The sequence below is a fragment of the Martinezella miluonensis genome, from assembly GCF_900094545.1.
GTDB lineage: Bacteria > Pseudomonadota > Alphaproteobacteria > Rhizobiales > Rhizobiaceae > Rhizobium > Rhizobium miluonense.
In genome coordinates, this window is record NZ_FMAH01000004.1 from 149,187 (window position 1) to 169,080 (window position 19,894).

Consider the following 19,894-nt stretch of genomic DNA (forward strand, 5'->3'; position numbering starts at 1 on the left):
TCATTTGCCGAAGCCGTCTATGGGATTGGTCAGTCTCCGATCGGTGACATCGATTTCCCCATCGAGCCGCTAAACTGGCCGAAAGCGGCCACAATGATACGCTATTTCTAAAATGCCACGGACGGTCGCGGTTTAAGCGTTTGATTGACGCGGCCGCCAGTCAAGGAGAAGAGCCATGAGCCCGTTCATCGCACGTCCTGAACACGGAGTCGTCTGGATTACCGGCGCCAGTTCCGGTATCGGGCGCGCGCTTGCGCTGAAGCTGGCGGAAGAAGGGTACAAAGTGGCCGTTACGGCCCGCAGCCACGAGAAGCTCTTGGCGCTGCAGGCCGAGGCAAGCGCGCTTGCTGGCAGCATCGTCGTGCTCGACGGCGATGTCACCGATACCGCGGATATGGAGCACACCGTTGCCGCAATCGAATATCAGCATGGCCCGGTTGCCATGGTGGTCTTGAACGCCGGCATCTATCTGCCGGCGCGGGGCGAAGACCTCAATCATGAGGTGTTCGAGCGCAGTTTTGCGGTCAATCTGCACGGTGTCGTCAACTGTCTCGTTCCGGCCGTCCGGCATATGCGCGCCAGGGGATACGGCCAGGTTGCCCTTGTGTCGTCTGTCGCCGGCTTCGGCGGTCTGCCCGGCGGCGCCGCTTACGGAGCGAGCAAGGCCGCGCTCATCAACATGGCCGAAAGCCTGAATTTCGAGCTAGACCGAATGGGCATTCATATCCAGCTCGTTACTCCCGGCTATGTCGAGACGCCGCTGACGGCGCAGAACACGTTCAAGATGCCTGATATCGTATCGGCACAGAAGGCGGCAGACGCAATCGCGGCCGGATTGAAATCGCCTGCCTTCGAGATCAGCTTCCCGAAGGGTCTGATCTATCGGGCGAAGCTGCTGAAGTTCCTGCCTTACAGCCTCTATTTCCGGGTGCTCAGGTATTTTCTCGGGAGCGGTCAAAAACGCCGGTCGGTCGGGCCGCGCATAACCGCGCATCCGGCCGAATAGCGCCTATCCATCATTGTTAAGCGATGCGTGTGCCGCGAGTGCACGCTGTCGCGCCATGGTGTGATCGACGATCGGCCGGGGATAGTGCTTGCCGAGTTCTATGCCGGCGCGCTTCAGCACATCGTCGGGCGCTTCGAATGGCCGATGGATATATTTGCGGTCGAGGTCGGCGAGCTCCGGCACAAAGGTCCTGACATAGCCGCCATCCGGATCGAATTTCTCGCCCTGCAATATCGGGTTGAAGATGCGAAAGAAGGGCGAGGCATCGGCGCCGGAGCCTGCGACCCATTGCCAGTTCGCAGCATTTGCTGCCGGATCGGCATCGACGAGTGTGTCGCGAAACCAGGCCTCGCCCTCGCGCCAGTCGATCAACAGATCCTTGATCAGGAAGGAAGCCACGATCATCCGGACGCGATTGTGCATCCAGCCGTGGCGCCAGAGTTGCCTCATGCCGGCATCGACGATCGGATATCCCGTTTGCCCCCGCCGCCAGCTGTCGAAGAGTTTGGCGTCCGCATGCCAGGGGAAATCGTCGTAGCGATCATTCCAGTTAGCGGAGCTCAGCTTCGGAAAATGGAAGAGCTGGTGATAGCAAAATTCCCGCCAGGCAAGCTCCTTGCGAAAGCGAACGATATTGTCCGTGGGGACCTTGCCGGTGAGCCGTCGCGTTGCATGCCATATGCGGGCGGGCGAGATTTCTCCGAGTGCCAGATGCGGTGAGAGCAGGGAGGTTGCCGGTCTGTCCGGAAAGTCGCGATCGATTGCGTAGCCGTCGATCGCGGTCTCGATGAAATCCTGCAGTTTCTCACGTGCGGCGGCTTCGCCAGGTGTCCACATCTCCGGAAAAGCGGCTGCCCAGTTCGGCTTGGTCGGCAGCAGCGACCAGGAGCCGAGGGAATCCGATTGCGGCGAGTGCAGAGGAGACAGAAGCTGGTCGGGCGCATCGATCGGAAATGGCGGCTCGCCGGATTGCTCCAATGCACGCCAGAACGGCGTATAGGTCTTGTAATGGTTGCCGGTGCCTGTGCGTAGGCGCGTCGGTTCATGCAGCAGCTGGCCCGCAAAGCTGTTGGCCTCGATGCCTTTGTCTCGCAGCGCCTTCTTGACCTGCGTGTCGACCGCTATGCCGGCTGGATCGTAACGCCGGTTCCAGACGATGGCCTCGGCGCCAGTTTCCGCAAGCAGCTCTTCGAGCACCGCGAGCGCATCGCCTTGTCGAAGAATGAGCTTGCTGCCGAGCGCATCAAGAGCTTTCTGCAGGGCAGCGAGCGAATGATGCAGCCACCACTCCTGTGCTCCGCCGAGCGGTCCGCACCCCGTCGCTCTCGGCTCGCGAATATAGACCGGAATGACTGGGCGGCCCGATGTCGCGGCGGCATGGAACGCGTGGTTGTCGTCAAGGCGAAGATCCTTGCGAAACCATAGCAGGATGGGAGTTGGCTCTTTCCTCGATGTCGTCATGATCCTGGCCGATCGCCCGTTCTTTGCTTCTTCATGCGCTTTTTCGCCACCGGAACCAGTATACTTTGTCCGTCTTCAAATAGTTCCACCACCGCGCGTTTTATAAGCGAATCCTACACGCAACTCTCGTGAGGAAATCTGGATGTCGTTTGTGATATAAGGGGTCCTTGTCACTGTTCTGTAATGCAAATTCGTTAGCAGTCCACCCGATTGACATGCCCAGATTTGACAGGCGGGGAAGATTGAAATGGCGGAAATTCGGATCGAACAAGTTCGCAAGGCGTATGGACGCAATCAGGTTGTCCATGGCGTCGACCTGAACTTCCGCTCGGGAGAATTTGTCGTCATTCTCGGCCCGTCCGGCTGCGGCAAGTCTACGCTGCTGCGCATGATCGCTGGTCTTGAGGACATATCGTCAGGCGAGATCGTCATCGACGGCAAGGTGGTCAACCAGCTCGAGCCGCGCGAGCGCGGCTGCGCCATGGTGTTCCAGAACTACGCGCTTTACCCTCACATGAATGTCGCCGCCAACATGGGCTATGCCTTGAAGGTGGCGGGCGTGCCGCGCGAGGAGCGTGACCGCCGCATCAAGGAAACCGCCAAGATCGTCGGTCTCGAAGATTTCCTCGCCCGCAAGCCGGCCGAGCTTTCCGGCGGCCAGCGTCAGCGCGTCGCCATGGGCCGCGCCATCATCCGCGAGCCGAAGGTCTTCCTCTTCGACGAGCCGCTCTCCAACCTCGATGCCAAGCTGCGCGTCCAGATGCGTGTCGAGATCCGCCGCCTGCACAAGCGCCTGTCGGCGACATCGGTTTTCGTGACCCACGACCAGGTCGAGGCCATGACGCTCGCTGACAAGCTCGTCGTCATGTACAAGGGCAATGTCGAGCAGGTCGGCACGCCGCTTGAAATCTACAATACGCCGCGCACCCGCTTCGTCGGCTCGTTCATCGGCTCGCCGGCGATGAACTTCCTCGAAGGGACCTTCTCGGCTAACGGCGAACAGTTCATCTTCGATGGCCTGCCGATCGACATCGATGCCAATATCGGCAAGCGTCATGCCGGCGACCCGGTCGCTCTCGGCATTCGCCCGGAACATGTACGTCTCGTTCCGGCAGGCACTCTGGGCGCTATCCCGGCAACGGTGGATTTCGTCGAAGAGCTCGGCGCTGGCCGCGTCATCCATTGCGATATCAACGGATCGAGCTTCGCCGTTGCCGTATCGGATCACACCACAGGTCAGACCGGCCAGTCCGTTGGGCTGGAGCTGCCGCAGCAGCACACGCATCTCTTTGCCCAGGATACCGGCCTGCGGCTTGATGCCGTTGCCTCCGTCGCGCCGCTCAAGGTGTTGGCACACTAAAATTTCAAACATCAATTTTCAGTACGCGCGCCCGGAAATCCTCACCGATTTCCGGGCTTTTTTGTCTGCGCGAGTGAGGAGAGGCGCCGCCAAAGGTCCAAGACACCCGAGCCGAGATCAGCGCATCACGCAGACCATCGCTGTCAGCTGCTCGTGAGTACCGTCCAGTTTGAAAATCAAGTCTTGGCGGGACTTAGCCGCTATCCTGGCGGGTAGCTTGATCAGCGCGGTTTCTGCGCTGCTATCCCTTGGAGAGGGACAACTTGTCCCAAGTGGTCGATCGACGCTTTTAGACGGACCAATGTAAATGCCTGCCGCTCGTTTCGATAGGAGCGGCAGGCTGCTCGATCACTTTTCGGTAGCGATCAGGCCGCGAACGAACCAGCGCTGCATGAGAACGACGACGGCAAGCGGCGGCAGCATGACGATCAGCGTGCCGGCCATGGCGATATGCCATTCCGGAAGGCCGCCGATGTTCGGGATGAGCTGCTTGAGCTCTGTTACAGCCGTCATGTGTGCCGGATCGGTGGTGACAAGCAACGGCCACAGATACTGGTTCCAGGCCCAGAGGAACATGATCGTCCCGAGTGCCGCCATATTGGTGCGCGACAGCGGAAGCAGGATGTCGATGAAGAAGCGCAACGCTCCGGCGCCGTCCATGCGTGCGGCCTCGGTCAGCTCGTCCGGTATGGTCAGGAAGAACTGACGATAGAGGAAAGTGCCGGTCGCCGTCGCGATCAGCGGCAGGATCAGGCCCATCGAGGAGTTAAGCAGCCCGAGGTTCAGCGAGACCTCAACGCCTGTAAGCTTTTCGATGAGCCAAGTCATGCCGGTGATGTCGAGAATCCCCTGGAAGGGCGACAGGACGTTCGCTGCGACCGCATAGGTCGGCACGATACGCACTTCGAGCGGCAGCATCAGTGTTATGAAGATCAGCCAGAAGATGAAGTGGCGGCCGGGATAGCGGAAATAGACCAGCGAGAAGGCGGTGATCGCCGAAATGAGCACCTTGCCTATCGCCACGCCGGTGGCGAAGATCAGGCTGTTCAGCAGCTTGGGGCCGAGGTTGGCGGTCGTCCAGGCCGTCTTCATGTTGGCCCAGAATTCCGTGCCGGGAATGAGCGACATCGGCACGTGGTTGACGTCGGTCATATTGTGGGATGCGGCGATGGCGACGATGGCTATCGGTCCCACGGCTACCACGAAGCCGATAAACAGGATCAGATGGGTAAAGAAGTTGAGAATAGGTGTGCGCTCGACCATGTCAGCCTCAACGGTAATGCACGCGCCGCTCGATGAAGCGGAACTGGAAGATGGTAAGCACGATGATCAGCAGCATCAGAATGATGCTCTGCGCCGCCGCACCGGAAAAATCGAGGCCTTTGAAGCCGTCGGAATAGATCTTGTAGACCATGAGGTTGGTCGAGTTGTGCGGGCCGCCTGATGTCATGATGTCGACGATGCCGAACGAATCCTGGAAGCTCTCGGTGATGTTGATGACCAGCAGGAAGAAGATCGTCGGCGTTATCAACGGGAACTGGACGTCCCAGAAACGTCTGAGCACGCTCGAACCGTCCATGGCAGCCGCTTCGATCAACGAGCGAGGAATTGCCTGGAAAGCGGCCAAGAAGAAAATGAAGCTGTAGCCGATATATTTCCACGAGAAGGCGGCGATGACGCAGGCCATCGCGGCGTTTCCGTCGAGGCCCGGGTCCCAGATTCCTGGCCACCACTGATTGACCACGGCAACGAGGCCGGCTTCTGGCGCCAGGATGAAGCGGAAGGCCATCGCCGCCGCGGGAGCTGCGATGCCGTAGGGCCAGATGAGCACGACGCGGTAGATTTTCGAGCCGCGCAGCTGCCGGTCGGTCAAGGCTGCGAGCACCAGCGCGGCCACCATGGAAATACCGGTGCTGATCGCCGCGAAACTGATGCTGATCGTAACTGAGTTCCAGTAGTCGGCGTTGGCAAGAATGGATTTGAAGTTATCGAGGCCAACCCAGATATTGCCGCCGCCCCAAGGCTGCTGCAGCGTCAGCGACCAGAAGACTGCCTGACCGGCCGGCCAATAGAAAAAGGTGAAGATAAGGAGCAGTTGCGGCACTGCGAACAGGATGCCGACGCTCCACTTGTTGAAAGTTATACGTTTTTCCATTGTCTCTTCCGGCTTGGAATCCCGATGGCACTCTTGCGCTCATAACGAACGTCCGCCGGGAAACCCCGGCGGACGCTGCCTGTCATGCGATGCGCTGCTTACGGCAGCTGCTTGCCCTTGTAGGTGGCTTCGAAGCGGTCAAGGACGGCGTCGCCGTTCTTGACGAGGTTGTCGATGCCTTCCTGAACGCTGACCTTGTTGGCGAAGATGGCCTGCATCTGATTGCCGAATTCAGCGCGGATCTGCGTGAAGTTGCCGAGGCGAACGCCGCGGGTGATCGGAGTCGGCTCGGAAGCGGTCAAGCTGGCGATCGCGACTTCGCGGCCCTTATAAGGCGCCTTGTCGTAGAAACCGCTGGACTTCATGAAGTCGAAGCCGGACTTCTTCACCGGGATGTAGCCGGTGTTGGTCGACCAGAAGAGGGCGGTTTCAGGCTTGCCGATGAAGTCGAGGAATGCTGCCGCACCCTTGTATTCGCCAGCCGACTTGCCGGAGAGAACCCAGAGCGACGCGCCGCCGACGAGCGAATTCTTGCGCTCGGTGCCGGCGTAGACCGGAAGTTCGGCCACATCCCAGGTCATCCCAGCCTTCTGGGTTTTGGTGACCGAACCATGGTCACCGACCGAGGTCATGATCATCTGGCAATCGCCCGATGCAAAGGCCTGAACCATGTCCTGGCCGAGATCCTTGGACTTGATCTTGATGAGGCCCTGGTCGTACCAGCTCTTGAGGTCGGTTACGTACTTGACGAACTTGGTCTTGTTAACCGTCAGACGGGCGTCAATGCCGTCATAGCCATTGTTCTTCGTGGCAACCGGCTGGTCGTGGATGGCAGAGAACTGCTCCATCAGCTGCCAGCTTTCGTTGCCGGAGATGTTGATGGCCATCGGGCAATCATAGCCGGCGCCCTTCAGCGCCTTCATGGCTTCGGCGGCTTCTTCCCAGGTCTTCGGAGCGGCGGTCTTGCCGATCTTGGCGAACGCGTCCTTGTTCCAATAGAGCAGGGCGGTCGAAGAGTTGAACGGGAAGGAAAGCAGCTCACCCTTGGACGTTGCGTAGTAGCGGGCGATGCCGGGGAAGTAGTCGTTCCAATCGACCTTGTAGCCGTTTTCAGACATCAGCTTGCCAACCGGGTAGTAGGCGCCCGAAAGCATCATGGTCGCGGTGCCGACGTCGTAAACCTGAACGATGGCCGGCTGCTTGCCAGCGCGGAAGGCGGCAATCGTGTTCTGCAGGGCGGCGTCGTAATTGCCCTGGCTGACGCAAGAAACTTCATAATCCTTCTGGGAATCGTTGAAGTTCTTGCACAGCGTCTGAACGACACGCTCCAGATCGCCCGACAGGCCGAACCAGAAATCGAACTTGGTCGGAGCGGCAGCTGCAGGCAGAGCCAGCGCTACGCTCATGACGCCGGCTGCAGCAGCCGAAATGCAATTTTTAAGTTTAGACATAATCCCTATTTCCTTTTTGAAAGCTCGGAACCGGTGGTCTTGCGCAAGTCCGCGGTAGCGGCGTTATAGACAAGCTGTGTGACAGTTTGTTGAGGGCAGGAATCCCCGCGTTGGCGGGCTTTTTCACTCAGGGAAGAGGTTTGCGAACAATCGTTCTTCGCAGGATCGTGCATTTGAGATTTTGCTAATCAAGGCCGGCAAGGTGCCTTGCCTCGCCCTGAGTCTGTTGGCGGGCGGGAGGCGTGCGATCGTCTTTATTGCTGACGCGTCGAATGCTGTTGCAAGATGACCGTCAGCGAATCCCGAAGGCAGTGGAAGGAATGAGGATATGGGTCTAAGCGAGCGGCAGAAAATGTCAGCGGGAGAGTGGTACTGCTGCTTCGATCCCGAACTCGACGCCTTGCGCTGGCAGGCGCGTGAGGCCGTACATGCACACAATACAATGCCACCCTCGCAGCGCGGCAATCTCGCTCCGGCCTTGTCTCTGCTCTTTGCCGACATCGGAAAGGGCGCTTTTATCGAAGCGCCGTTTCACTGCTCCTACGGCATCAACATTTCGCTCGGTCGCAGGGTCTATATGAATGCCGGCTGCACCATTCTCGATAGCGCCGGCGTGCGCATCGGTGATGGCAGCATGCTGGGGCCGGGCGTCCATATATATTGCGCCGAGCACCATAAGGATCCGAAGCTGCGGGGAGCGGGGATGGAAATCGCGCGGCCGGTCACGATCGGCGCGAGCGTGTGGATCGGCGGCGGGGCCATCCTTGTCGGCGGGGTGACGATCGGCGACGGCGCGATCATAGGGGCGGGTGCGGTGGTGACAAAGGATGTTGCGCCAGGCGCTACCGTCGTCGGTAATCCTGCCCGGCCGGTTGGTGCAAGATAAAGGGAGCTAGTTCGCCGGACGGCGCCTTCTTGCCCACCACACGGCGAAGCGACGGCGCCAGCGGCGTACTGCGGGCATATCGTGCGACAGCACGATGAGGCCCAGTGGCAGCATCCAGAAGCCGAGGATCGGCAGAAAGCCAAGCAGGCCACCGAAGACGAGCGCTATCCCCAGGCCGAGGCGGGCAAGGCGCGACCGGGGCAGGGGAATTCTCACCGAGCCAAAAACAAGCTCGCGAGTGGAGGGATCGATGCCGAAACGCCTTGTTTTCCGGGCATTTCGATCGGCGTTCGCTGTCGTTCCGCTTTGATCGGTCATCCACAGGAAATGGTGAGGCGACAAAATAATGCAAGAGAAATACATTTTTTTGAAAAAACCGCTTGGCAAATCGGGAAAGCATTTGTAGAAGCCCACTCACACCGCGCCAAGCGCATTCCCTGGTAGCTCAGCGGTAGAGCATTCGACTGTTAATCGACAGGTCGCCGGTTCGAATCCGGCCCGGGGAGCCACTTTCTTCCACAGAACTTCGGAAGTTTATCGCATCGACATGGTGCCGATTGGCTTATGCCGATGGGCAACAGCGGGCGGACCCTATCAGCGCAATTTTGCAGTTTTATTGCATCCGCTTCTGCCCGCGCGATTTTGACCGGAATCGTTTCGATGCGCTAGGTCCCTTGTCCTCGTTGACCTGCCTCCTCTCTCCATGTCAGCTTGCCGCCGTTCGTCCGGTGGACTTCGGCCTATGAGGCGGTACCGGGAATATGGGCCGGATCGGCATATTGGGGAGGTGACAAATGGTTGAGAATGCGAGCCTTCGCAAAGGGGCAATGCTGGGATGGGTCCTCAGCGCCATCGTCATTCTGGCACTGGCGGCCGATGCGGCTGTCGATTTGTTTGCGCCCGCATTGGTCAGTGCGGAAATCGAAGCGACGGGCTTTCTGATCGACCAGGCAAGGTTGCTGGGTCTCATCATCCTCGTCTGCGCGATCCTTTATGCAATTCCAGGCACGGCAGTTCTCGGAGCGATCCTGACGACGGGCTTTCTGGGTGGCGCTATCTGCACTCATTTCCGCCTTGGAGAAGTCGGCTCTCCTCCGCAACTTATAAGTTTATTTTTAGGCGCCTTGGCATGGGGCGGCCTCTACCTTCGCGACGAACGGATTCGAGCACTGCTGCCAATCCGTTCCGCGATCGACTGAAGAACCGAGAGCGCGCTGCGGCAGAGCCGCCTTTATGCTGCAACAACAGGCGCTTGCATCCATGTCGATCCGTTGTTTCGCTGTCCAAGGTCGTTCTTGGGTGAGAGATGTGTCGGCTTGATGCCGCGGTAGTTTTGCCGTAGGCGCGCGGGGCATTTCATTAAATTTCGTTCACGTTGTGGTTGCTCTCGCTAATGTGAGCAGATGTTCATGTGTCGTTAATGTGAGCCGGCGCATTTGCTTAACAGCGCGATATGCGCAGCATAGTCCCCAATGCTTTAGAGGTTCGACATGAAAAACCTGCTTCTTGCTTCTGCACTCGCACTGGCATCGGTCTTCGCCGTCAGCGTACCATCCGAGGCGGCTCCGATGTATCATCGTCACCACCATCATCATCACTGCCAGATGAAGAAGGTGAAGCATAAGGTTCACGGCCACTGGGTCGTCCGCAATGTCCGCGTTTGCCGCTAACCGGTAGGAGCTTCAAACCGGCGCAAGTTAGGTTTTCACAGCAATTCGGCCGCTACCGATATCTCGGCAGCGGCCGTTGGTTTTTGGGCTCCCGTTGTGACCGGGACGCATGCCGGGCGGGCAGCACATCGCTACCGGCATATGCCTTTTTAGAACTGTGCGGCGACCTCAGGGACGGATTTCCAGTATCACGCCGCCGTGGTGTGGGTGGTGATAGCGGCCCTCGTCATACCAGCCGCGATGCCAGCCTCGGTCCCAATGCCGGCGATCCCAATCCCGGTCGTCGCGCCAGTGGCGGCGCTCGCGATCGCGCCAATAGGCCCGGCGATCATAGTCTGAATCGGGGTGCCAGCGTGAGCCCTGTTCCTGCACGAGAATGACATTCGCGGTCGTCGCCGGCGAAACGCCGAGCGGGGCTGCCGTCGTCGGCAACGCGACCGACAGCACCGAACCCACGGTCAATGCGGCGGTCAGAGCGATTGAAGCGAGATATTTCAAGGCGGTAACTCCTTTATTCAGCTTCGTCCCTTTGCCGGTAAACGCCACGGCTGCGACAATGTTCCCCCTTCTGGTTGATCGGGGTGATGCCGCGACACGCGCTAATGGAGAGGAAGCCTTCGTTTTCAGGAGCTTACCGACAAGAAAAAAGGGGGCCGGCAGGGAAAGCCGGACCCCTTTCTTCTCTGATCGGAGGTCAAATCTGATCAGGTTAGAAGTTGCGTTCGAAGCGCAGGATGCCTGAAACCGTATCGTCGTTGGCATAATCATAGTGAACGTAAGTCAGTTCCGGCTCGATGAGCAGGTTCTTGACCGGGTTCCACTTGATGTTCGTGGTTGCTTCGAAGATCTTGCTGTCGGTGTAGGCGAGCTGGACGTTCCACTTCAGCTTGTCGTTGACCGGAACGCTTGCGCCACCCCAAACTGCCCAGTCACCCCAGCCGCACTTGGACGCGTTGACGGTGCCGTTCGGTGCCGTGCAAGCAGAGACGTCCTGGTTGGTGCCGGCGTACTTGTTGAGCTTGTCGCCGTCGGTGTTCCAGCCGCCCATCAGGAAGGCAGAGAATGCGCCGAAGTCGGCATCGACGCGAGCCTTGATAGCGCCTTCTTCGACGATCGAGTCATAACCACCGACAACCTTGAAGCCCCATGCGCCAGACTTGAAGCCGGCACCGGCAACGACATCAGGAGCGTAGTGGTTTGCCTTGTCGTCCGTCCACCAGCTTGCGCCGTAGGAAGCGCCGGAGCCGCTGGAGTTGCTGTCTTCAACCGAGACCACGGCCGAGAAGCCGTTGCCGGCATCATATTCGTAGGTGATCTGGTTCAGTTCGTACGGGCCGTCATAGATCACGTCGTCGTTGATGACGTCGCCGGCGTAACCGATGTACGAGTTGTACTGCGAGTCTTTCTTACCGACCGTGAAGCCGCCGAGGCTGATGTAGGACCACAGCAGGTTGGTGCTGGTGGCATTGCCGTCGTGCCAGTCCCAGCGAACGATGGTTTCGGTCTTCAGCGGGCCGTATTCGGTGTCGGTCGCGGTGCTGACGTTCAGCTCGGCGCGGGTGTGCCACAGCGTGCCATTGTGGCTGTTGCGGTTGTAGGCGTCGTACCATTCACCTTCCGTACGAACCTTGCCGCCGATCTTGAGGCAGGTCTCGGTACCCGGGATGAAGAAGTAGCCTGCACCGTATGCGTCGCAGATGCGAACGTATTCCAGCGGCTCCGGCTCAGCAGCAACGATGGCGTCGGCTGCGTGAGCGCCGGAAACTGCTGCCAGCGCAGCAGCGGAGCCGAGAAGAAGGCTCTTGATGTTCATAGTAACTCCAATCTCTCTTGATTGGGCCTGAGATATTGCGCCGAAAAACAACGTGCCCAACCCCATCCCGCTCATGTTCCCTATCAGTAGGTGCGAAGTAATAAGCTTCGCGAACTAATTCCTGAACCCGCTTCGCTGATTTGGCAAGATGATAAGGTGAGCGAACTATATGCGTGCTATTCGAAAAAGAGGTTTGTTGCAAAAATGACGCAAATCATCGGCTGCCGACGATAGATCGCGCTTTGCGTTCAACTAGGAGTGCTGAGACAAAGAGATGCCGTTGCAACGGAAGCTAGGAAGAAGCCTAGCTGTCACTGTCGCATCTCACGCAGCATGGGAATTTTCGACGCCAGAATCTGGAGAAGTTTGCGGCTAATGACGACAAGGGAAGCGATTCTATTGGCGTCGGAGATGACGAAGATAAAGCTTGCCCCGCCTTATGTCTGTGCCCTAGCGGCGAACGAAGGCGGCGTTGGTGCGTCCGACGACACTACTGGGGGCGCAGTCTCGTCGGACGCGGCACTGTCCGGTTCAGGGGTGGCATCCAAACCGGTAGCAAAGAGCCTAGCATCTACCTTAGGTTTCTATAACCTACCTGAATGGGCTGGCAGCGGATGAACCCCTGCGACGAATTCGGTACGCGGCAATGACCGCTGTTCTAGAAGGGTCCGAAATGCGCTCGATTCTCAATCTTTCTGGGGCGGCACTACAAGCGAGGCTAAGCGTATTTGCAGCGCATGTCGGCACTTCGTTGGATAACCAAATCGATGAGGATAGCAGCTCACTTCGACGGGGATCTCTCCCATCGCAAATGAAGGATCGGGTAGGGACGGCCCTGATCGTCCAGCTCCGAACGGCTTGTCACCTTGAATCCTAGCCGCGCATAAAGCCGATCGCTTCGGGATTCTGCTCGTTGACATCGACAGTGACGACATCCTTCTCCGTCCGGAAGCTCTCGAGGAGGAGGCGCCCCAGGCCCATTCCTCGGCTATCGGCATGAACGAAGAGCGCGTTGATGTGATGCCCGGTGGTCCCCAGGAAGGCATGGGGCAGGTCATTGCCATCGACCGCCACCGTAAACCCGGCATTCGGCAGATAATCCTCTGCAACCATCTTGCCGATCGCCTCGCGATCCGACGTATCAAGAAACTGGTGGGTGGCTTCGACTGCAGTCCGCCATATTTCATAATTACGCGCTAGATCGCCCGGCTTTGCTCGCCGCAACTGGAACATGTCAGATCCTCGGATATCTTTTCGTCGTTTTCAGATACTCGCTTGAAGTCGCATATCCGGCGCCGAATCTCCGCTTATGGGCGGGGCCTGCGTGGAGCCGATCTGCAACGCTACACCGAGCTTTTCGGATATCGTCCATCGTGACGTGATCCAAAAGTGGCAAGAAGCCGATGTACTCAACTTCTGTTATATGGGAGCAAGGCGCGGTCAACCCGTCGGTTCGAGGGTGGGGCCGACGGGGACTAACTGACTTCCTTGGCAATGAAGCCATCGGTCTGGCGCTTCCACAGACGGGCAAAGAGGCCATTTTGCTCGACCAGTTCGTCCGGTCTGCCTTGCTCCACGATGCGTCCCTGGCTCAGCACAATGATTCGGTCCATCCTTGCGATGGCCGCATTTCTCCCATGCGGAGGGACAATTGCCGTTATTAAGTGCATAGACTTGTCACAAGCCGCCGCCGATGACGAAAAAAGAGCGATATTCAGAATGAGGCCCTTGCGTCGATTCAAGATTCGTTCTAAACGCCCGCCATCACTCGCCTTTATACATCGGATGGCCTCGTGGCGGAGTGGTTACGCAGAGGACTGCAAATCCTTGCATCCCGGTTCGATTCCGGGCGAGGCCTCCATCCTTCCCCAAGCGCTCGTATAACTAGCTGAATCCCATCGGAATTTCAGTTTTTGCGAATGGGGTTTGAACGTCCTTCGGCTCCCAAAGCCAAGCGTGGCAATTCGTTCTCGCGTCCTCTCAATCGGACACACCGACGACCCCTCGACGGCGTCGCATCCGCAAGCTGCAGGCCCATCGGATGGGAACAGGAAGGGCGCCTATTCTTCCAAGCAGGGAAAGGCGAATTTGAAGGAGCGTGCGATCAGCGCGCTGGCGGGCCGCTCGAGCTGCCAGGAATGCTCCGACATCCATTTGCAAGCGATCATGGTCGCTCTTGCGTTGCTGAGATCGGGCGGGAGGCAGAAGGCGCCGACGAACTGCTGAAGATAGCGTTCGTAGCGGGATGAGTTCTTCGGCGTCTGCTTTGTGGCGCGGATCGTCAGATTCTTCGTGCGCTGCGCTTCGTCGAGAATTCCCTGCACGTAGACCGAGGCAAGCGCCTGTTCTTCCTCGCACCATTCATCGAGCTGTTTGCCGGTAACGGCATGTTCGATGACCGGTGCTGCTTTTTCTGAGCTTTCTTCGCAGAGCGCGATCTGAGGCATGAGGAGAAGGGACGCTGCGAGGGAGAGCGAAAGCCTCATTCGACGACCTACATCATGGAGGAAAGACTGGCAGCCAGAAAAACCACTAACGGCAGGGAAGTTGCCACGAAAAGCACGAGAGAGACAGGCATCCAGCCACCTTCTATTCAAATTTAATCTTAGCCCGAAGAGCTTCGGGCCGGAAGGTCGATCGGTCACCACGTTCAGGCGGTCCAATATCATCAAACGTGGTCCTGGGAGGTTAACATTTTATTAATAGATGTACCGCTTTGACGGGCCTCCTGATTTTAGGAACGTGGAGGCGGAGGGTTTTGCCCTAGCTCGCTTTCCCTTCGAAGAAGTCGCGTTCGCTTGAGAATATGAGGTGAGGGCACCTGGATCGGGGTGCCTGGCCCCATATTCGAGCAATCGGTTGTTGTCTGGCGGCGACGCATCGGTATGAATCTCGGCGCCTGTTGCAGCGATGCCTTGAAAGCGTAGCCGCAGGCGATTAAGACACGCGTAGCACTGTAGCAAAGCCGGCCTGGTAAAGGCGCAAGAGGATATGATGGATTTCGAAGCAGCACGCGTGAAGATGGTCGAGAACCAGGTCCGTACGACGGATGTCACCTCCCATTCCGTGTTGAGTGCATTTTTCGCGGTGCCGCGCGAAAATTTCGTGCCGGAGAAGTCGAAGCTCCTGGCCTATATCGATTGCGATATCGAGACTGCCCCGGCAGCCGCAGGCAAGCCCGCTCGCTTCCTGATGGAAGCCTCGCCGCTGGCCAAGCTGCTGCAACTCGGTGCTATTACCAAGGAAGACAAGGTTCTAGATATCGGTTGCGGCACGGGCTACGTGTCCGCCGTCCTGTCGCTCGTCGCAGGCAAGGTCGTCGCTCTCGAATCGGATGCGGATCTCGCCGCCCAAGCCAAGACCAATCTCGCAGCACTCGGCTATGAAAACGTCACGGTCGTGACCGGCGATCTCGAAAAGGGTCACGCCGGCGACGCACCCTACGATGTCATCTTCCTGAATGGCTCGATCGAGCAGCTGCCGCAGGCGCTTCTGGACCAGCTCGGCGAGGACGGACGCCTGATCGCCGTGCTTGGCTATGGCCATGCGGCGCGCGCCACCGTTTTCATGCGCGAGCGCGGCGCTTTCTCGGAGAATGTCTTCTTCAACGCGTCGATCAAGCCGCTGCCTGGCTTCGCCAAGGCCAAGGAATTCGTATTCTGATTATTTGAAGATCGGCAATGCATTCGGCAGGCGCCTTCGGGCGCCTGTTTTTTATTGTGCGCGCATATGGCAGAATCAGCCGTAGCGGTGCGATTCGCCGTCATCGTTACAAAACTGTGCATCACCGGGTTTAGTGCTTTCCAGGTGATTTTTTTCCCGGGGACAGTCATCTAGGGTGGCCCTGGTTCGAGCGCCGCTTTGGTGAGTTTCCGGTCGCTGAATATGGGAAAACGGGGATGAATATGGCTCAGCCAAATGTAGTGCGTGAACCGTCCATGGAAGAGATCCTGGCGTCGATCCGCCGGATCATCGAAAGCAACGAGCCCGGCAGCACGAAGCCGATGCCAGCGACACATTTTGCCGCTGGCGGTGGAAGTGAAGACGATATCCAGCTGACCGTCGATGAAGAGTTCGCTGCTGCCGATCGAGCTCGTGCTTCTACACAGGATCCGCGTTTCGTCGCTGCAAACTCGCAGGTGCCCGTTTCCGAGCCGGAAAGCGCCAACCGTGGCCTGTCGCTTGCTGATGTCGCCGCGCGCGTTCGTGCCGCTTCCGAGCGCAATGCCGCATTGCTGAGTGCCGGGCGCGAGCTGCCGCAGCAACGGGAATTGCCGCCGGCCATGGCTGCACGCCTTGCTGAAGCGCGAGTCGAGCCGGCTATCGACTATCCGTTGCGACACGCGATTTCCGAAGTCGCGCCGCCTGTGGCGGTGGTACCGCCTGCTGCCGAGTTGGAACCCGAGATGGAAGAGATCAAGCCACCGGAAGCTGTCGCAGCTCCGCAGCTGGTTGTGCCGCTGGTGGAGACGCCGGCCTTCCACGCTCCAGAAGTACCGCGGCCGGCTGCATTGGAAGCCGAAGCCGCGCTGACGCCTGCTCAGGCTGCGCCCGCATCGTCGGCGCTGATGTCCGAAGACACTGGTGCGCAAGTCGCCCGCTCGTTTGAAGAGCTTGCTGCCATCGTCGATGGCGGCCCGCGCCGCTCTCTCGATGAACTGGCCCAGGAGATGCTGCGGCCCATGCTGCAGGAATGGCTCGACGACAATCTGCCGACCTTGGTGGAGCGCCTCGTGCGCGAAGAAATCGAACGAGTGGCACGCGGCCCGCGCCGCTGACAGCCTTGAGCTTCGGGTAGACGATCCGCCGCTCCGGGCTCCGGGGCGGCTTTTTTATTGACTCGCTTCCAGCCATCCTATTTACAACCCGCATCACCCAGTCCTCTAGATCCGGTCAAAAAATGCTCGACAAAACATATGATTCCGCCGCCGTCGAACCGAAGATCGCCCAAAAATGGGATGAAGCCGACGCTTTTCGCGCCGGTGCGAACGCCAAGCCGGGCGCTGAAACCTTCACCATCGTCATTCCGCCGCCGAACGTGACCGGTTCGCTGCACATGGGTCATGCGCTGAACAACACGCTGCAGGACATCATGGTGCGGTTCGAGCGCATGCGCGGCAAAGACGTTCTCTGGCAGCCCGGCATGGACCATGCCGGCATCGCCACGCAGATGGTCGTCGAGCGTCGGCTGGCCGAAAGGCAGCAGCCGGATCGCCACAAGATGGGCCGCGAAGCCTTCATCGACAATGTTTGGGAATGGAAGGCTGAATCGGGCGGTTTGATCTTCAATCAGCTCAAGCGCCTCGGCGCTTCCTGCGACTGGTCGCGCGAGCGCTTCACCATGGATGAGGGCCTGTCGAAGGCCGTTCTCGAAGTCTTCGTCACGCTCTACAAGGAAGGCCTGATCTATCGCGACAAGCGGCTGGTCAACTGGGATCCGAAGATGCTGACCGCGATTTCGGACATCGAAGTCGAGCAGCACGAGGTCAATGGCAATCTCTGGTACCTGCGTTACCCGCTGGAGCCGGGCGTCACCTATCAGCATCCGGTCGCCTTTGACGAAGACGGCAAGCCGACCGAATGGGAAACGCGCGACTATCTCGTCGTCGCCACCACCCGCCCCGAAACCATGCTCGGCGATACAGGCGTCGCAGTTAACCCGGACGACGAACGTTACAAGTCGCTCGTCGGCAAGCATGTCATCCTGCCGATAGTCGGCCGCCGCATCCCGATCGTGGCCGACGAATATCCGGATCCGACGGCTGGAACGGGCGTAGTCAAGATGACGCCGGCGCATGATTTCAACGACTTCGACGTCGGCAAGCGCCGCGGTCTGCGCGTTGTCAACATTCTGACCCCGGAAGCCACCATTGCCATCAAGGACAACGAGGATTTCCTCGAAGGTCTCGATCATCCTGCCGCACTGCACGGCGCTTGGGATGAGCTGGAGGGCAAGGACCGTTTCGAAGCGCGCAAGATCATCGTCCGCATTTTCGAAGAATCCGAATTGCTCGACAAGATCGAGCCGCACAAGCACATGGTTCCGCATGGCGACCGCGGTGGCGTGCCGATCGAGCCGCGACTGACCGAGCAATGGTATGTCGACGCCAAGACGCTAGCCGAACCGGCGATCGCCTCTGTTCGCGAAGGTCGCACCAAGCTCGTTCCGAAGAGCTGGGACAAGACCTATTACGACTGGATGGAAAACATTCAGCCGTGGTGCGTTTCCCGTCAGCTTTGGTGGGGTCACCAGATTCCCGCCTGGTACGGACCGGATGGCCAGGTCTTCGTTGAGAAGACCGAGGAAGAAGCGCTGCAGGCCGCTATCCAGCACTATCTCTCGCATGAAGGGCCGATGAAGGCCTATGTCGAGGATCTGCTTGAGAACTTCAAGCCGGGCGAAATCCTGACGCGCGACGAAGACGTGCTCGACACCTGGTTCTCGTCTGCGCTCTGGCCGTTCTCGACGCTCGGCTGGCCAGATGAGACGCCGGAACTGGAGCGCTACTATCCAACCAACGTCCTCGTCACCGGCTTCGACATCATCTTCTTCTGGGTTGCCCGCATGATGATGATGGGCCTTCATTTCATGAAGGATGAGAACGGCGAATCTGTCGAGCCTTTCAGCACCGTCTATGTCCACGCCTTGGTGCGTGACAAGAACGGGCAGAAGATGTCGAAGTCCAAGGGCAACGTCATCGACCCGCTGGAGCTGATCGACCAGTACGGCGCCGATTCGCTGCGTTTCACGCTGGCGATCATGGCCGCACAGGGCCGTGACGTGAAGCTCGACCCGGCCCGCATCGCGGGTTACCGCAATTTCGGCACCAAGCTCTGGAACGCTACGCGCTTTGCCGAAATGAACGGCGCCAAGAGCGATCCGCATTTCGTGCCCGAGGCTGCCGAGCTGACCGTCAACCGCTGGATCCTGACCGAGCTGGCGCGTGCGGAGCGTGATGTCACCGAGGCGCTGGTAAGCTTCCGCTTCAACGATGCGGCGGGCGCGCTCTATCGCTTCATCTGGAATCAGTTCTGCGACTGGTATCTCGAACTGCTGAAGCCGATCTTCAATGGCGAAGACGAGAATGCCAAGGCGGAGGCTCAATCCTGTGCCGCCTATGTTCTGGAAGAGACCTATAAGCTGCTGCATCCCTTCATGCCGTTCATGACCGAAGAGCTTTGGGCGCACACGGCGGGCGAGGGCAAGGAGCGTGATGGCCTCATCTGCCATGCCGATTGGCCGGCTCCGTCCTATGCCGACGACGTTGCTGCCGACGAGATCAACTGGCTGATCGACCTCGTCTCCGGCATTCGCTCGGTTCGTTCGGAAATGAATGTGCCGCCCGCTGCTACCGCGCCGCTGGTCGTCGTAGATGCCAATAGCCTGACCCGCGAGCGCCTGTTCCGCCATGACGCCGCCATCAAGCGTCTGGCGCGTGTCGAGGCGATTTCGCTGGCCGACACGGCACCGAAGGGTGCCGCCCAGATCGTTATCGGCGAGGCGACCGTCTGCCTGCCGCTTGGCAGCCTTATCGATCTGTCGGCCGAAAAGGCCCGTCTCGAGAAGGCGATTGCGAAGAACGAGCAGGAGATCGCCCGCATCCTCGGCAAGCTCTCGAACGAAAAGTTCGTGGCCAACGCGAATCCGGACGTCGTTGCCGCCGAACGCGAGCGTCTCGGCGAACTCGAAGGGCAGCAGGCCAGCCTCAAGGTGGCGCTGGCCCGGGTCAGCGAGGCCGGCTGAGGACGAAGATCCAATCAATTGAAATAGTTAGAAGGGCATGTGACGAAGGTCGCGTGCCCTTCTTTTTTGTCCGGCCGATTCTGGACGAGCCTGTTGGGCGATGGAATTCCCGGCCGCCAGCTTCGCGCAGGCGAAATATATTATCCTTAAAATCAGTGGGCATTTTCGAAAAGCTGAACTGTTGTCAGATTGTAACAGAAATGTTGCAGTGAAGAATGGGAATCTACGCGGGGATAAAAATGATATTAAAAAGGCAAAATCTGACTAATTTTACCGCCCCAGTGATGCGGAGTTCACTTTCTTACGTAAACCAATTGCTAACTCAGGTGTTCATCGCTCTTCCTGGCC

Annotated in this window: 18 protein-coding genes and 2 tRNA genes; 10 read left to right on the forward strand and 10 right to left on the reverse strand. The window is 58.8% G+C overall.

What is annotated here, in order from left to right:
• The first annotated feature begins 175 nt into the window (after positions 1-175).
• Positions 176-1,006 carry an SDR family NAD(P)-dependent oxidoreductase gene (locus tag GA0061102_RS06255; protein ID WP_092845018.1) on the forward strand — a complete coding sequence of 277 codons (831 nt, stop codon included), beginning with the start codon at positions 176-178 and terminating at the stop codon, positions 1,004-1,006.
• A 3-nt stretch (positions 1,007-1,009) separates the two neighbouring features.
• On the opposite strand, the gene GA0061102_RS06260 is transcribed toward GA0061102_RS06255, so the two are convergent.
• Positions 1,010-2,467: a cryptochrome/photolyase family protein gene (locus GA0061102_RS06260; protein WP_092845020.1), complete on the reverse strand. Its 1,458-nt coding sequence runs from the start codon at positions 2,465-2,467 to the stop codon at positions 1,010-1,012.
• A gap of 247 nt (positions 2,468-2,714) precedes the next feature.
• Between GA0061102_RS06260 and GA0061102_RS06265 the strand changes: the two genes are divergently transcribed.
• A complete protein-coding gene (locus GA0061102_RS06265) occupies positions 2,715-3,827 on the forward strand; it encodes a sn-glycerol-3-phosphate import ATP-binding protein UgpC (protein WP_092845022.1) in 1,113 nt (370 codons plus the stop codon).
• Between the two features lie 348 nt (positions 3,828-4,175).
• Here GA0061102_RS06265 and GA0061102_RS06270 read toward each other — a convergent pair whose 3' ends face one another.
• From GA0061102_RS06270 to GA0061102_RS06280, 3 genes are all read right to left on the reverse strand, one after another.
• A complete protein-coding gene (locus GA0061102_RS06270) occupies positions 4,176-5,090 on the reverse strand; it encodes an ABC transporter permease subunit (protein ID WP_092845024.1) in 915 nt (304 codons plus the stop codon).
• Positions 5,091-5,097: 7 nt separating this feature from the next.
• A complete protein-coding gene (locus GA0061102_RS06275; RefSeq protein WP_092845026.1) occupies positions 5,098-5,982 on the reverse strand; it encodes a carbohydrate ABC transporter permease in 885 nt (294 codons plus the stop codon).
• 98 nt (positions 5,983-6,080) lie between these two features.
• Positions 6,081-7,433: an extracellular solute-binding protein gene (locus GA0061102_RS06280; RefSeq protein WP_092845028.1), complete on the reverse strand. Its 1,353-nt coding sequence runs from the start codon at positions 7,431-7,433 to the stop codon at positions 6,081-6,083.
• Between the two features lie 328 nt (positions 7,434-7,761).
• Here GA0061102_RS06280 and GA0061102_RS06285 point away from each other — a divergent pair, with 328 nt between their 5' ends.
• Positions 7,762-8,319 carry a sugar O-acetyltransferase gene (locus GA0061102_RS06285; RefSeq protein ID WP_092845030.1) on the forward strand — a complete coding sequence of 186 codons (558 nt, stop codon included), beginning with the start codon at positions 7,762-7,764 and terminating at the stop codon, positions 8,317-8,319.
• Between the two features lie 6 nt (positions 8,320-8,325).
• On the opposite strand, the gene GA0061102_RS06290 is transcribed toward GA0061102_RS06285, so the two are convergent.
• Positions 8,326-8,637 carry a hypothetical protein gene (locus tag GA0061102_RS06290; RefSeq protein WP_004118561.1) on the reverse strand — a complete coding sequence of 104 codons (312 nt, stop codon included), beginning with the start codon at positions 8,635-8,637 and terminating at the stop codon, positions 8,326-8,328.
• A gap of 116 nt (positions 8,638-8,753) precedes the next feature.
• Here GA0061102_RS06290 and GA0061102_RS06295 point away from each other — a divergent pair.
• The 3 genes from GA0061102_RS06295 (at position 8,754) to GA0061102_RS06305 (ending at position 9,989) form a co-directional block, all read left to right on the forward strand.
• A tRNA-Asn gene (locus GA0061102_RS06295) sits at positions 8,754-8,828 on the forward strand.
• A gap of 285 nt (positions 8,829-9,113) precedes the next feature.
• Positions 9,114-9,518, forward strand: a complete 405-nt coding sequence (locus GA0061102_RS06300; protein WP_092845032.1) for a DoxX family protein — start codon at positions 9,114-9,116, stop codon at positions 9,516-9,518.
• Positions 9,519-9,809: 291 nt separating this feature from the next.
• The gene (locus GA0061102_RS06305; RefSeq protein WP_092845034.1) at positions 9,810-9,989 is read left to right on the forward strand and encodes a hypothetical protein; all 180 of its coding nucleotides are present in this window, start codon (positions 9,810-9,812) and stop codon (positions 9,987-9,989) included.
• 168 nt (positions 9,990-10,157) lie between these two features.
• Here GA0061102_RS06305 and GA0061102_RS06310 read toward each other — a convergent pair whose 3' ends face one another.
• The 4 genes from GA0061102_RS06310 to GA0061102_RS34025 form a co-directional block, all read right to left on the reverse strand.
• On the reverse strand, positions 10,158-10,487 hold the full coding sequence (locus GA0061102_RS06310) for a hypothetical protein (protein ID WP_092845036.1): 330 nt from the start codon (positions 10,485-10,487) through the stop codon (positions 10,158-10,160).
• Between the two features lie 211 nt (positions 10,488-10,698).
• Positions 10,699-11,802 (reverse strand): porin, encoded by a 1,104-nt coding sequence (locus tag GA0061102_RS06315; protein ID WP_092845037.1) that lies wholly within the window; start codon positions 11,800-11,802, stop codon positions 10,699-10,701.
• Positions 11,803-12,675: 873 nt separating this feature from the next.
• Positions 12,676-13,035 (reverse strand): GNAT family N-acetyltransferase, encoded by a 360-nt coding sequence (locus GA0061102_RS06325; RefSeq protein WP_245297937.1) that lies wholly within the window; start codon positions 13,033-13,035, stop codon positions 12,676-12,678.
• A 242-nt stretch (positions 13,036-13,277) separates the two neighbouring features.
• The gene (locus tag GA0061102_RS34025; protein WP_159432147.1) at positions 13,278-13,415 is read right to left on the reverse strand and encodes a hypothetical protein; all 138 of its coding nucleotides are present in this window, start codon (positions 13,413-13,415) and stop codon (positions 13,278-13,280) included.
• A 174-nt stretch (positions 13,416-13,589) separates the two neighbouring features.
• Here GA0061102_RS34025 and GA0061102_RS06330 point away from each other — a divergent pair.
• Positions 13,590-13,663, forward strand: a tRNA-Cys gene (locus GA0061102_RS06330).
• A 199-nt stretch (positions 13,664-13,862) separates the two neighbouring features.
• On the opposite strand, the gene GA0061102_RS06335 is transcribed toward GA0061102_RS06330, so the two are convergent.
• Complete coding sequence (locus GA0061102_RS06335; RefSeq protein WP_092845041.1) at positions 13,863-14,288, reverse strand: Rap1a/Tai family immunity protein; 426 nt, start codon at positions 14,286-14,288, stop codon at positions 13,863-13,865.
• 505 nt (positions 14,289-14,793) lie between these two features.
• On the opposite strand from GA0061102_RS06335, the gene GA0061102_RS06340 reads away from it, so the two are divergent.
• The 3 genes from GA0061102_RS06340 to GA0061102_RS06350 all read left to right on the forward strand — a co-directional run bounded on the left by GA0061102_RS06340 (position 14,794) and on the right by GA0061102_RS06350 (position 19,546).
• On the forward strand, positions 14,794-15,465 hold the full coding sequence (locus GA0061102_RS06340) for a protein-L-isoaspartate O-methyltransferase family protein (protein WP_208858613.1): 672 nt from the start codon (positions 14,794-14,796) through the stop codon (positions 15,463-15,465).
• A 242-nt stretch (positions 15,466-15,707) separates the two neighbouring features.
• On the forward strand, positions 15,708-16,580 hold the full coding sequence (locus GA0061102_RS06345; protein WP_092845287.1) for a PopZ family protein: 873 nt from the start codon (positions 15,708-15,710) through the stop codon (positions 16,578-16,580).
• A 122-nt stretch (positions 16,581-16,702) separates the two neighbouring features.
• Entirely contained in the window at positions 16,703-19,546 is a 2,844-nt protein-coding gene (locus GA0061102_RS06350) for a valine--tRNA ligase (protein ID WP_092845045.1), read from the forward strand.
• Positions 19,547-19,894: the final 348 nt, after the last annotated feature.

Bases quoted from the DNA above. Each gene is read 5' to 3' on its own strand.
- GA0061102_RS06265 (WP_092845022.1), top strand. From the start codon at position 2,715: ATGGCGGAAATTCGGATCGAACAAGTTCGCAAGGCGTATGGACGCAAT.
- GA0061102_RS06345 (WP_092845287.1), top strand. From the start codon at position 15,708: ATGGCTCAGCCAAATGTAGTGCGTGAACCGTCCATGGAAGAGATCCTG.
- GA0061102_RS06325 (WP_245297937.1), bottom strand. From the start codon at position 13,035: ATGTTCCAGTTGCGGCGAGCAAAGCCGGGCGATCTAGCGCGTAATTAT.
- GA0061102_RS06340 (WP_208858613.1), top strand. From the start codon at position 14,794: ATGATGGATTTCGAAGCAGCACGCGTGAAGATGGTCGAGAACCAGGTC.
- GA0061102_RS34025 (WP_159432147.1), bottom strand. From the start codon at position 13,415: ATGGACCGAATCATTGTGCTGAGCCAGGGACGCATCGTGGAGCAAGGC.
- GA0061102_RS06260 (WP_092845020.1), bottom strand. From the start codon at position 2,467: ATGACGACATCGAGGAAAGAGCCAACTCCCATCCTGCTATGGTTTCGC.
- GA0061102_RS06305 (WP_092845034.1), top strand. From the start codon at position 9,810: ATGAAAAACCTGCTTCTTGCTTCTGCACTCGCACTGGCATCGGTCTTC.
- GA0061102_RS06275 (WP_092845026.1), bottom strand. From the start codon at position 5,982: ATGGAAAAACGTATAACTTTCAACAAGTGGAGCGTCGGCATCCTGTTC.
- GA0061102_RS06270 (WP_092845024.1), bottom strand. From the start codon at position 5,090: ATGGTCGAGCGCACACCTATTCTCAACTTCTTTACCCATCTGATCCTG.
- GA0061102_RS06285 (WP_092845030.1), top strand. From the start codon at position 7,762: ATGGGTCTAAGCGAGCGGCAGAAAATGTCAGCGGGAGAGTGGTACTGC.
- GA0061102_RS06290 (WP_004118561.1), bottom strand. From the start codon at position 8,637: ATGACCGATCAAAGCGGAACGACAGCGAACGCCGATCGAAATGCCCGG.
- GA0061102_RS06350 (WP_092845045.1), top strand. From the start codon at position 16,703: ATGCTCGACAAAACATATGATTCCGCCGCCGTCGAACCGAAGATCGCC.
- GA0061102_RS06300 (WP_092845032.1), top strand. From the start codon at position 9,114: ATGGTTGAGAATGCGAGCCTTCGCAAAGGGGCAATGCTGGGATGGGTC.
- GA0061102_RS06280 (WP_092845028.1), bottom strand. From the start codon at position 7,433: ATGTCTAAACTTAAAAATTGCATTTCGGCTGCTGCAGCCGGCGTCATG.
- GA0061102_RS06335 (WP_092845041.1), bottom strand. From the start codon at position 14,288: ATGAGGCTTTCGCTCTCCCTCGCAGCGTCCCTTCTCCTCATGCCTCAG.
- GA0061102_RS06255 (WP_092845018.1), top strand. From the start codon at position 176: ATGAGCCCGTTCATCGCACGTCCTGAACACGGAGTCGTCTGGATTACC.
- GA0061102_RS06315 (WP_092845037.1), bottom strand. From the start codon at position 11,802: ATGAACATCAAGAGCCTTCTTCTCGGCTCCGCTGCTGCGCTGGCAGCA.